Source organism: Nocardioides sp. AN3, assembly GCF_054653495.1.
Genome location: NZ_BAAIGC010000058.1, coordinates 1 through 11,016, shown reverse-complemented (window position 1 = coordinate 11,016; position 11,016 = coordinate 1). Strand labels below are relative to the sequence as shown.

Genomic DNA, 11,016 nt, shown 5'->3' with positions numbered 1-11,016 from the left:
ACACCACTGCAACACCGTCGTCACCGACGGCGACTCCTACCGAATGAAGCAAGCCCGGGCGAAGGGAGAAACACGACTCAAAACCAGCTGAAACTCAGCGAGGGGTGGGGACTTTTGGTTGGCCACCAGCGGGGACCGCAACTTGGCCATTGACAGGAAAGCGCCCTGTTGGGCGATCGATCTGCGGGCGATCCGCAGCGCGGCGACGAAGGAGACGCGGTCGGGGTCGTGTCCGGCGTGCTGGGCGGCGTCGTACATCAGGCTGCGGATGGCGTAGTGGCAGCATAGGTGGCCCCAGATCTCCTGGAGGACCAGCTCGGGCGACTTCGAGCGCAGCACCGCGCGTGCTCCGCGTTGATGGGTCTTGAGCTCGTCGAAGGCGCTCTCGATCTCCCAGCGCTGGGCGTAGACCGCGGCCAGCTCGATGGCCGGCGCCTGGCGGGGGTCGAGGATGGTGGTGAGCAGCCGGTAGGGGCCAGCGGGCTGACCGCTCGGGTCGCGGCCGTCGGCGATGCTGTACTCGATCACCCGCACTCGCAGTGGACGCTGACGTCGGCGGTCGGCGACCGAGTCGAAGACGTCGGCGGTGAAGGACCCGTCGGGCAAGTCCTCGATCGGGCCGAGTCTGAGGTAGTCCTTGACCCGCCAGAGCAGGTCCGCCCCCGTCGCGGCAGCGGCCTGCCAGGTGGTGTAGCTGTAGAAGCCGCGATCGGCCAGGCACAGCATCCCCGGTGCCAGCCGGTTCAGGAGTTCGGCTGACAAGGCACTCTCGGAGGTCGAGTAGGGGCCGAGGACGGCCTCGGCGGGTCACAGCGCCGTCGGGAGCCGGCGTGGCTCGCGTAGCCGGAGGGAGGAACGGTCCTTCGCACGTCGGCGAGTGTGGGCCAACGGGCCACTGCGTTCCCCGCTGGTCAACCACCGGGCCTCCTTGCCCTTCGGGACCGGGTTCTGCACCGACGGGTCCCGCATCGTCACGAACGCAAACAGAGCCGAAGTCGCTGCCAGCCGACGGTTGATCGTCGCCGGGGCGTACTGGTCCAGTGGCCGCCCCGACATCGCCACCACGTTGGGTCCGGGCCGCCCCGGCACCTTGGCTTCACGACAGGCTCGCAGGTACCCCAAAAGGACCTCGACGTCGACCCGGTCGAGTTCGACGTCCACGTCGAGGAGCCAGCGGCAGAACGCGAGCAAGTCGTACCCGTAGGCGCGCACCGTCTTGGGCGAGTAGTTCCGGTCGACCAGATGCGCGAGGAACTCATCGACCAGCACGAACCGCGACGCGTGGTGGCCGGCCAGCGCCCATGTGCCGTCGGCACGCTCGACCAGCCGCAATCTGGTCTCGTTGCTCATGGAAACAACTGTCACCACGCTGACCCATCAGATCGCCGCATCCACCATCACCGGGCGTGATGCGAAAACACAGGTCATGGGCTGGTCTCATTCACTCGCCGTGTCGAATACGTGAGACCACGGGGCCGGCGTGGGGTCGGGCAGCTTGGCGGGCGGCTCCGCCGACTTCCGAGCCTTCCGCTTGCTCCCAGCCTTCCCAGGCCTACTGCAGCGATGGGGCCGTGGCCGCGGCCGAGGAGGCGATCCAGCTGCACGGCGGCATCGGCATGACCTGGGAACATCCTGCCACCTCTACCTCAAGCGGGCCAAGGCCGACCAGATCGCCTTCGGCACCGCCGGCCTCCACCGCGCGCGGCTCGCCGCCCTCATCGACCTGCCGGCCCCGCGCTGAGTGGTCAGGCGCTCGACGGCTGGACATCGACAGGGTGCACGAACCCGTACGTCGTGGTGCGTTGGCGGGCTGGGCGCCCGGCCAGAGCAGCGAGCCTCTCCAGGTCCGCGCCGGTGCGGGACGAGCCGTGCTCGGAACCGGCCATGCGAGAGATGGTCTCCTCCATGAGCGTGCCGCCGACATCGTTGGCGCCGCCGCGCAATAGCTGGGCGGAACCCTCATCGCCGAGCTTGACCCACGAGCACTGCACGTTGTCGATGCGGCCGTGCAGCGCGAGGCGGGCGAACGCGTGAACCGCGCGATTGTCTCGCATGGTTGGTCCGGGGCGGGCGACGCCGGCGAGATAGATGGGCGCGTTGTGGTGCACGAACGGCAACGGGACGAACTCGGTGAACCCGCCTGTGTCGTCCTGCAGCCTCGCGAGGACGCGCAGGTGGCCGAGCCAATGTCCCGGATGGTCGACGTGGCCGTACATCATCGTGCTGCTCGACGGGATGCCCAACCGGTGCGCGGTGCTGACCACGTCGATCCAGGTCTGTGCGGGGAGCTTGCCCTTGGTGAGCACCCAGCGCACCTCGTCGTCGAGGATCTCGGCTGCGGTCCCGGGGATGGAGTCCAGACCCGCGTCCTTGAGCTCGGTCAGCCAGTCGACCACGCTGACCCCGGCCTTCGCGGCCGCCGACACGATCTCCATCGGGGAGAAGGCGTGCACATGCATCGAGGGCACGCGAGCCTTGATCGCCCTGACCACCTCGGCGTAGTAGCTCACCGGCAGCTTAGGGTCGATCCCGCCCTGCATGCACACCTCGGTCGCTCCGGCATCGGCGGCTTCGACGGCACGTTCCGCCACCTCTGCGGTGGACAGGCGGTAGGCGTCGGCATCCCGCTCCCGCTGTGCGAAGGCGCAGAACCGGCAGCCGACGTAGCACACGTTGGAGAAGTTGATGTTGCGGTTGACCACGTAGGTGATCTCCTCGCCCACCACGTCGGCCCGGAGGTCGTCTGCCTGGCGGACCATCGACTCCAATGCGGCGCCCTCGGCCGTCAGCAGGCTTATGGCCGCGCCGGCGTGCTCGGGCTCGAGCAGCTTCGCGGGGTTCTCCGCGGCTAGCCGCAGTGCGGCCTGCACCTCTCTGTCGAGCGGCGCCGGGGTTCCCCACGCGGATGCCAGGTCGCGCCCCACGTCCGGAGCGCCCGGCCTGGCCTGCTCGCGCAGCGTGTCCCAGTCGCCGTACACCGAGTTGAAGTCGCCGCGTCGATCGGCGGCGCGGCCAGTGGTGTCGATCGCGGCATGCAGGTCGGCTCGGCCGACGGTGGCGATCCCGCCGTCCGGCTCTTGCCATCGCCGGCCGACGAGCGTGGCCTCGGTCGCCGCCAGACCGTCCGGCCCTGCGAGGGCCCGCACGTGCTCATGCAGCCGTACGTCGATCCACGTGTCCGCGGCGCGTACGAACCGGGGATAGACCGTCAGCCGCTCGCGCAGCTCGAAACCCGCGGCCGCGGTCCATCTGGCGAGCTGCTCGATCGCTGGCCAGGGTCGCTCGGGATTGACGTGATCCGGCGTCACCGGCGAGACGCCACCCCAGTCGTCGATGCCGGAGCGCAGCAGTAATGCGTGCTCCTCGCCGACCAGATTCGGGGGCGCCTGCACCGACACTCCGGGCGGCAGGACCAGGCGCGCCACCGCCACCGTGGCCGCGAGCTCACGCAGGTCCGCGTCGGGCATCGCCCTCATCGCGGTGTCCGGCTTCGCACGGAAGTTCTGCACGATGACTTCCTGCACGTTGCGGTACTGTCGCGCGCGGGCTCGGATGGCCAGGAGCGACTCCGCCCGCTCGCTGTGATCCTCCCCGATGCCGACCAGGATCCCGGTGGTGAACGGCACTCCGACCCGCCCCGCGTCGTCCAGCACCCGCAGCCGGACCGCCGGCTCCTTGTCCGGACTCCGGTAGTGCGGGCCCCCCGGCTCCGACCACAATCGTTCGGCTGTCGTCTCGAGCATCATCCCCATGCTCGGTGCGACCGGCTTGAGCCGCTGCAACTCCTCCCACGACATCACGCCCGGGTTCAGGTGTGGCAGCAGGCCGGTCTCCTCGAGCACCGCGATCGCACACGCCCGCAGGTAGTCCAGGGTGGACGCATAGCCCCGGGCTTCCAACCACTCCCGCGCCTGTGGCCAACGTTCCTCCGGCCGGTCGCCCAGGGTGAACAACGCCTCCTTGCACCCCTGGGCCGCACCTGCACGGGCGATCTCCAGCACCTCGTCCCGCTCCAGATAGAGCGTGTGAACCTTGCCAGGGACGCTGACGAACGTGCAGTAGTGACACCGGTCTCGGCACAGCCGGGTCAGGGGAATGAACACCTTGCGGCTGTAGGTCACAACACTGCTGCGGCCTTCGTCGACCAGGTGCGCCGCCCGCACCCGGCGCGCCGCCGCCAACAGCCGCTCCCAGTGCTCGCCTTCGGCGCGCAGCAACGTCGCAGCCTCGGTGACGTCGAGTGCGACACCTTCCTCGGCCCGCCGCAACGCGCGGGACACGGCTGAGTCGTGCTGGCCTGCATCGGTCACGAGAACTCCATCCCACATCGCCCAGGAACCTGCGTCGCTGATTCAGACCTTGCTGGACGTGCATAATGTTAGCACACAGAGTGTGATTCCACGATCTGAGGTCAAGCTCGTTTACGAGGACGGCACGGCGTGCACACGGGCGCCCCTCTCGCCAGACTTGCTACTCTACCGAAGATACGTTAAGTTGCCACACCTCAGCGAATCACCGTCGATACTGGAGGATGGAATGACGCAGCGAGCGCACGTGGTCGGTGTCGGGATGATCCCGTTCCGCACGCCGAGCAAGTCGGAGTCGTACGACGTGATGGGAGCGAAGGCGGTTCGAGCGGCGCTGCTGGACGCCGGCCTCGACCACGGCCAGGTGCAGCAGGCCTACGCGGGCTACGTCTACGGCGACTCGACCTCCGGGCAGCGAGCGCTCTACGAGGTCGGCCTGTCAGGTGTCCCGGTAGTGAACGTGAACAACAACTGCGCGACCGGGTCCTCCGCCCTGTTCCTGGCGCGGCAGGCGGTGGAGCACGGGATCGCCGACTGCGTCCTGGCGGTGGGATTCGAGCAGATGCAGCGCGGCGCGCTCACGACGCACTGGAACGACCGGCCCAGCACGTTCGACCGGTTCGACGCGGTCGCGCACGAGGTGCAGGGCAAGTCGGACGCGCCGATGGCCGCGCAGTACTTCGGAGGCGCGGGCGCGGCGTACGCGGAGAAGTACGGCACCAGGCCGGAGACGTTCGCGGCCATCTCGGTGAAGTCCCGCAAGCATGCCGGGCACAACCCCTACGCGGTGTTCCGCGACCCGCTCACCATCGAGGAAGTGCTGACGTCTCCCCACATCTTCGGCCCCCTGACCCGGTTGCAGTGCTGCCCGCCGACCTGCGGAGCGGCGGCGGCGGTGATAGCCAGCGAGGACTTCGCCCGCAAGCACGGGCTGCGCACCGATGTGGCGATCAAGGCCCAGGCGATGACCACGGACTTCCCGTCGACGTTCGACGAGAAGGACATGCTCAAGGTCGTCGGCTACGACATGGCGAAGGCCGCGGCGCAACAGGTGTACGAAGCATCCGGGGTGTCGCCCGAGGACATCCCCGTGGCGGAGCTGCACGATTGCTTCACGGCCAATGAGCTGATCTCCTACGAGGCCCTTGGGCTGACCCCGGAGGGCACGGCCGAGAAGTTCATCGCCGACGGCGACAACACCTACGGCGGCCGTGTCGTCACCAACCCGTCGGGGGGCCTGCTGTCCAAGGGTCACCCGCTCGGCGCCACCGGTCTCGCACAGTGCGCCGAGCTGGTGTGGCAGCTGCGCGGCGAAGCAGAAGGCCGTCAGGTCGACGGCGCCAAGCTGGCGCTGCAGCACAATATCGGCGTCGGTGGCGCCGCCGTGGTGACGCTCTACGAGAAGGTCAGCTGACCGATGGCCGTCGACCCCAGCGTCGTCGACACGGAGCTACCGCCGGTCCGGATGACCGTCGACGCCGGGCGGCTGCGGTTCTTCGCCAAGGCGATCGGCGAGACCGACGACGTCTACACAAGCGATGACGCCGTGGTGCCCCCCACCTTCCTGTACAGCATCGAGTTCGAACAATCAGACCCGTTCGCGTGGCTGAAGCAGCTGGGGGTGGACCTGCGCCACCTCCTGCACGGCGAACAGTCCTTCACCTACCACGCGATCGCTCGCGCCGGGGACACACTGATCGCCAGGTCACGTATCGCCGACGTCTACAGCAAGAAGGGCGGGGCACTGCAGTTCATCGTCAAGGAGACCGCAGTGACGCAGGCCGATGGGACCCCGGTGGCCGACCTTCGAATAGTCGCTGTCGTGCGCGACGTGGTCGTAGCGGCATGATCGAAACAGGCATGATCGACGTCGGCACCGAGCTGCCCCCGTTGGAGCTACCCCCGATCTCGCGCACCACGCTGGCGCTGTACGCCGGGGCCTCCGGCGATCACAACCCGATCCACGTCGACCTCGACAACGCCCGTTCGGTCGGGCTGGACGATGTGTTCGCCCACGGCATGCTCTCCATGGCCTACCTCGGCCGACTGCTCACCGGCTGGGTGCCCCAGGAGCGCATCCGCTCCTTCCAGGTGCGTTTCGCCGCCATCACCCCCGTGCATGGCCGGCCCACCTGCACCGGACGGGTGGTGTCCGTCCAAGACGGGCAGGCCACGCTCGAACTCGCCGTCACCCTCGCCGACGGCACCGTCACCCTCACCGGCGACGCCACCGTCGCCCTCGCCTGACACACCAGACTGAAAGGTCGATTGAAGATCATGGGAAACCTGCAGAACAAGGTCGCGATCGTCTCGGGCTCCGGCCGCGGCATCGGCCGCGAGATCGCGCTCAAGCTCGCCGCCGAGGGCGCTGCGGTCGTGGTCAACGACCTCGACGCCGATCCCGCCAAGGAGACGGTCGCCGCTATCGAGGCCGCCGGCGGGAGGGCTACTACCTGCATAGGCTCGGTGACCGAGGATGACTTCGCCGAGGGGTTCGTGCAGACCGCGGTCGACACGTTCGGCGGCCTGGACATCATCGTGAACAACGCGGGCTACACCTGGGACTCGGTCATTCAGAAGATGACCGACGAGCAGTGGGATGCCATCCTCGACGTCCACCTCAAGGCCCCGTTCCGGATCCTGCGGGCCGCCCAGCCGGTCATCTCCGCCGCGGTGAAGAAGGCCAAGGATGCCGGTGAGCCGGTCCCTTGCCGCAAGGTCGTCAACATCTCCTCCATCGCCGGGCTCGGCGGCAATGCTGGCCAGACCAGCTACGCCGCCGCCAAGGCCGGCGTCACCGGCCTCAGCAAGACGCTATCCAAGGAATGGGGGCGCTACAACGTCACCGTCAACACCGTCGCGTTCGGACTCATCAAGACCCGCCTCACCGAGACCCCCGCTGGCGCCGACGGCACCATCGACGTCGAAGGCAAGGAGATCAAGGTCGGTGTCAATCCCGACCTGCTCTCCACCATGGAGCGCATGATCCCCCTCGGCCGCGGCGGCACCTCGGCCGAGGCCGCCGGTGCGGTCTACCTGCTCTGCACACCTGAGTCCGACTACATCAGCGGCCAGACCGTCGTCTGTGGCGGCGGCTTCATCATGTGAGGCAATCTCGCCGTGGACAAAATCCGAAAGGCTGGGTAGGCATGGTGGACGTGACGCGGGCTCTCGATGAGGCCGGGCTGACCAACTCCTTTGTTCGTGAGTACGTCGCGCACTGGGCCGGGGTGACCGGCGCCGAGAGGGTCGAGGTCGTCTCAGCGTCCGACGACGCGCGGTTGGTGCAGGAGGCACTGGACGCGGGCGAGCTGCTTCCGGCCGGCGAGGGTCTCTACTACTCGCGGTCCTACTTCAAGGACACCGCGCGCGCCGAGGAGCGCACCATCGTCGCCACCAACGACGAGAGCGACAAGGGCACCTACAACAACTGGCGGCCGGCGGCGGAGATGAAGCCGCTGCTGGTGGACCTGATGACCGGCGCCTCGGCCGGCAAGACAATGTACGTCATCCCCTACCTGATGGCGCCGCCGGGATCCCCGCTGGACAAGTTCGCGGCGGGTGTCGAGCTCACCGACAACCGCAACGTCGTCCTCCAGATGATCCGCATGGCGCGGGTCGGCGTCGAGTACATCAACGACCTCGAGGACTCGTTCGTCAAGGCCGTCCACGTCGCCGGCGACCTCGAGAACCTCGGCCAGGGCACGCCCGACGACCAGCGCTACTTCGTGACCGTCGCCGACGAGCGCACGATACTGCACTTCGGCTCGTCCTACGGCGGCAACGCGCTGCTCGGCAAGATCGCCCACGGCCTGCGCCAGGGCTCCTACGACGGCTGGAAGAACGGCTTCCTGGTGGAGCAGTTCATGCTGATGGGCATCACCGACAAGGAGACCGGCGCGAAGTACAACATCTGCGGCGGCTTCCCGAGCGCCTCGGGCAAGACCAACCTCGCGATGACGCTGGCCCCCGATGCCCTCGGCGACCGCTACTACGTCGAGTTCTACGGCGACGACATCGCGTGGCTGTGGGTCGGCGAGGACGGCAAGCTCTACGGGCTGAACCCGGAGAGCGGTGTCTTCGCTGTCGCCAAGGACACCAACGAGAAGACCAACCCGACCGCGATCGACTCGATCGTCCCCGGCACCGGGTCGATCTTCACCAACGTCGCGTACAACGAGAAGACCCAGCAGGTCTGGTGGGAGGGTCGCGGCGAGACGCCGACCGACGCTGATCCAGATTTTGGCGGCTGGCTCGACTGGAAGGGCGAGCGGATCGCCGACCGCGCGCCCGAGGACGCCGACGCTCCGTGGGCGCACCCCAACAGCCGGTTCACCACCACGCTGGCCAATGTCCCGAACGTGGCGGCCGACGTCGAGGACCCCGCTGGTGTGGAGATCCACGGCGTCATCTTCGGTGGCCGCACGCGTGACCGTGAGCCGCTGATCCGTGCGATCACCGACGTCGCTGAGGGCGTGTACGACGGCCTCACCCTGGGTGCCGAGGCGACCGCTGCCGCCGACGGGCTCGAGGGCGTGCTGCGCTACGACCCGATGTCGATGCGGCCGTTCATGTCCTACCCCGAGGCCGACTACGCCGCACACTGGCTCGAGGTCATCGGCCGCGCGACCGACAAGCCGATCTTCGCCCACGTCAACTGGTTCCAGCGCGGCGACGACGGCCGCTTCCTCTGGCCCGGCTACCGCGAGAACCTCCGCCCGCTGCTGTGGCTGATGCAGCTGAAGCACGGCGAGGTCTCCGGCGTGCAGACGCCGGTCGGCATCATCCCGTCCCGCGAGGAGCTCAACCTCGACGGCCTCGACGACCAAGCGCTCGCCGACCTCGACACAATCCTCAGCATCGACACCGATCGGTGGAACCAGGAGATGAAGTTCCGCGAGGAGCACCTCGCCCAGTTCGACGGCCTGCCCGAGGAGATCTGGGAGGCCCACCGCCGCGTCGCCCAGGCCCTCGAGAACCAATGACCATGCGCGGAGTCGACTCGTCGCGATGGACGGTCCAGCGCAGCCACAACCACATCGAGGAGGAGCGCATGTCCACATCCGTCATCGTCTCGGGAGCCCGCATCCCGATCGGCCGACTTCTCTGCGTCGGGGTTGCCGCGCCGTGCGGCAATGACGGTCGACGCGACGCACAGCTCGTGCGCATTCCCTGCACGAAGGCGATCCCCGCATGACAACAGCTCCGGGCGCGGCTGGCCCTCTCGCGGGAGTCAGAGTCGTCGAGATCGCCGGTATCGGGCCGGCACCGCACGCCTGCATGATTCTCGCTGACCTTGGCGCGGACATCATCCGAATCGAGCGACCTGGGGGAAATCCGCTCGCGGGAGGACCGACTGACCTGCTCACCCGAGGACGCCCAAGCGTCGCCCTCGATCTGAAGCACCCACGGGCAGTCGAGACCGTGCTCGAGCTTGTTTCGCAGGCCGACATCCTGGTCGAGGGGATGAGGCCCGGAGCCATGGAGCGCCTGGGGTTGGGCCCCGACCTGTGCTTGACGCGAAATCCACGGCTCGTCTACGGCCGCATGACCGGCTGGGGTCAGACGGGCCCCTGGGCCCGGACGGCTGGCCACGACCTTTCCTACATTGCAGTGACCGGTGCGCTCAACACCTTCGGTCAGGACGCTGATCGCCCGCATTTCCCGGCCAACCTGGTAGGGGACTTCGGCGCGGGGTCGACGTACCTGGTCATCGGACTTCTCGCTGGGCTCCAGGCGTCGAACCGCACGGGCCAAGGCCAGGTCGTCGACGCGGCGATCGTCGACGGCACGGCCCACTTGAACGCCATGACGTGGAGCTACCACATCGACGGCCGCCTCCGCTCGCAACGAGGGACAAACCTCCTGGACGGTGGAGCGCCGTACTACGACGTGTTCGCGACGGCGGACGACCGGCACCTCGCGGTCGCTGCAGTGGAACCTAAGTTCTATTGCGAGCTCGTACGCATCCTCGACCTGCACGACATGCCTGACCGCGACGACGAGACCAACCATCCCCTCATCCGCGAACGGATCGCCGAGACCATCGCTGCGAGGCCCCTTGCGCACTGGGCAGCACTGTTCGACGGATCGGACGCGTGCGTGGCACCCGTCCTTAGTCTGGACGAGGCGCCGAACCACGACCACCTGGTGTCGCGCGGAGTTTTCGTCGACATTGACGGCGTCCTACAACCAGCCCCCGCGCCGCGATTCTCGCGAACCCCGGGCGCCATCGGGATGCCGCCACCGCGAGAGGCCGGTGAGCACACCATCGCTGCGCTCACAACGTGGGGGATCGACGATGTCGAGGGACTTCTCGCCGAGTCTGCTGCCTATCAGGCGACGCCGTTGTCAGGAGGACACGGCACTGGAGAAGGCCAGGGTCGCGGGCACCGCCGTACCGCTGATGACGACCGATCCGACGCGACCGTGGCGATGGACGCGGCGCCCGAGTCTCGCGGCTGACTGATGCTGACCGTTTACCGCTCCGGAAGGTGTGCCGGAGGTTCGGACCGGGGATCACCTCGCCGAGCTACTGCTTCCGCGGGCCGACCTGGCCGACGGCGACCTGGTCCGTCCCGTTCGCAGAGCTGCATTTCCAGTACGACGACTGGTGGACGCCGATGCGCGGCGCCACGATCCAGCAACCGGTCACCGAACTCGGTGACGACCTGGTGGAGGCTCTCGTCACGGCCATCCGACAACCAGG

At 68.0% G+C, this 11,016-nt stretch carries 11 protein-coding genes and 1 pseudogene; 9 read left to right on the top strand and 3 right to left on the bottom strand.

The genetic code is table 11. From position 1 onward, the window contains the following. Positions 1–156: 156 nt before the first annotated feature. Positions 157–798: pseudogene (locus ACYQ1K_RS27525) on the bottom strand (IS4 family transposase); the annotation flags it as partial. 9 nt (positions 799–807) lie between these two features. Beyond that, a complete protein-coding gene (locus ACYQ1K_RS27520) occupies positions 808–1,350 on the bottom strand; it encodes a site-specific integrase (RefSeq protein WP_459986826.1) in 543 nt (180 codons plus the stop codon). 130 nt (positions 1,351–1,480) lie between these two features. Between ACYQ1K_RS27520 and ACYQ1K_RS27515 the strand changes: the two genes are divergently transcribed. Beyond that, positions 1,481–1,741: a hypothetical protein gene (locus tag ACYQ1K_RS27515; RefSeq protein WP_459986824.1), complete on the top strand. Its 261-nt coding sequence runs from the start codon at positions 1,481–1,483 to the stop codon at positions 1,739–1,741. A gap of 4 nt (positions 1,742–1,745) precedes the next feature. Here ACYQ1K_RS27515 and ACYQ1K_RS27510 read toward each other — a convergent pair whose 3' ends face one another. Next, positions 1,746–4,310: a bifunctional FO biosynthesis protein CofGH gene (locus tag ACYQ1K_RS27510; RefSeq protein WP_459986823.1), complete on the bottom strand. Its 2,565-nt coding sequence runs from the start codon at positions 4,308–4,310 to the stop codon at positions 1,746–1,748. A 226-nt stretch (positions 4,311–4,536) separates the two neighbouring features. On the opposite strand from ACYQ1K_RS27510, the gene ACYQ1K_RS27505 reads away from it, so the two are divergent. The 8 genes from ACYQ1K_RS27505 to ACYQ1K_RS27470 all read left to right on the top strand — a co-directional run. Then, a complete protein-coding gene (locus tag ACYQ1K_RS27505; RefSeq protein WP_459986822.1) occupies positions 4,537–5,721 on the top strand; it encodes a lipid-transfer protein in 1,185 nt (394 codons plus the stop codon). 3 nt (positions 5,722–5,724) lie between these two features. Next, on the top strand, positions 5,725–6,156 hold the full coding sequence (locus tag ACYQ1K_RS27500; RefSeq protein ID WP_459986821.1) for a MaoC family dehydratase N-terminal domain-containing protein: 432 nt from the start codon (positions 5,725–5,727) through the stop codon (positions 6,154–6,156). Then, positions 6,153–6,554, top strand: a complete 402-nt coding sequence (locus tag ACYQ1K_RS27495) for a MaoC/PaaZ C-terminal domain-containing protein (protein ID WP_459986820.1) — start codon at positions 6,153–6,155, stop codon at positions 6,552–6,554. The genes ACYQ1K_RS27500 and ACYQ1K_RS27495 overlap by 4 nt, the downstream gene beginning before the upstream one ends. Before the next feature lie 30 nt (positions 6,555–6,584). Continuing rightward, positions 6,585–7,415: an SDR family NAD(P)-dependent oxidoreductase gene (locus ACYQ1K_RS27490; protein ID WP_459986818.1), complete on the top strand. Its 831-nt coding sequence runs from the start codon at positions 6,585–6,587 to the stop codon at positions 7,413–7,415. A gap of 41 nt (positions 7,416–7,456) precedes the next feature. After that, positions 7,457–9,292, top strand: a complete 1,836-nt coding sequence (locus ACYQ1K_RS27485; RefSeq protein ID WP_459986817.1) for a phosphoenolpyruvate carboxykinase (GTP) — start codon at positions 7,457–7,459, stop codon at positions 9,290–9,292. A 68-nt stretch (positions 9,293–9,360) separates the two neighbouring features. After that, complete coding sequence (locus ACYQ1K_RS27480) at positions 9,361–9,504, top strand: hypothetical protein (RefSeq protein ID WP_459986816.1); 144 nt, start codon at positions 9,361–9,363, stop codon at positions 9,502–9,504. After that, the gene (locus ACYQ1K_RS27475) at positions 9,501–10,772 is read left to right on the top strand and encodes a CaiB/BaiF CoA transferase family protein (RefSeq protein WP_459986815.1); all 1,272 of its coding nucleotides are present in this window, start codon (positions 9,501–9,503) and stop codon (positions 10,770–10,772) included. The genes ACYQ1K_RS27480 and ACYQ1K_RS27475 overlap by 4 nt, the downstream gene beginning before the upstream one ends. Positions 10,773–10,801: 29 nt before the next feature. Then, the coding region (locus ACYQ1K_RS27470) for a hypothetical protein (protein ID WP_459986814.1) at positions 10,802–11,016 on the top strand (215 nt) is incomplete at its 3' end.

Bases quoted from the DNA above. Each gene is read 5' to 3' on its own strand.
- ACYQ1K_RS27520 (WP_459986826.1), bottom strand. From the start codon at position 1,350: ATGAGCAACGAGACCAGATTGCGGCTGGTCGAGCGTGCCGACGGCACA.
- ACYQ1K_RS27505 (WP_459986822.1), top strand. From the start codon at position 4,537: ATGACGCAGCGAGCGCACGTGGTCGGTGTCGGGATGATCCCGTTCCGC.
- ACYQ1K_RS27500 (WP_459986821.1), top strand. From the start codon at position 5,725: ATGGCCGTCGACCCCAGCGTCGTCGACACGGAGCTACCGCCGGTCCGG.
- ACYQ1K_RS27495 (WP_459986820.1), top strand. From the start codon at position 6,153: ATGATCGAAACAGGCATGATCGACGTCGGCACCGAGCTGCCCCCGTTG.
- ACYQ1K_RS27490 (WP_459986818.1), top strand. From the start codon at position 6,585: ATGGGAAACCTGCAGAACAAGGTCGCGATCGTCTCGGGCTCCGGCCGC.
- ACYQ1K_RS27485 (WP_459986817.1), top strand. From the start codon at position 7,457: ATGGTGGACGTGACGCGGGCTCTCGATGAGGCCGGGCTGACCAACTCC.
- ACYQ1K_RS27480 (WP_459986816.1), top strand. From the start codon at position 9,361: ATGTCCACATCCGTCATCGTCTCGGGAGCCCGCATCCCGATCGGCCGA.
- ACYQ1K_RS27475 (WP_459986815.1), top strand. From the start codon at position 9,501: ATGACAACAGCTCCGGGCGCGGCTGGCCCTCTCGCGGGAGTCAGAGTC.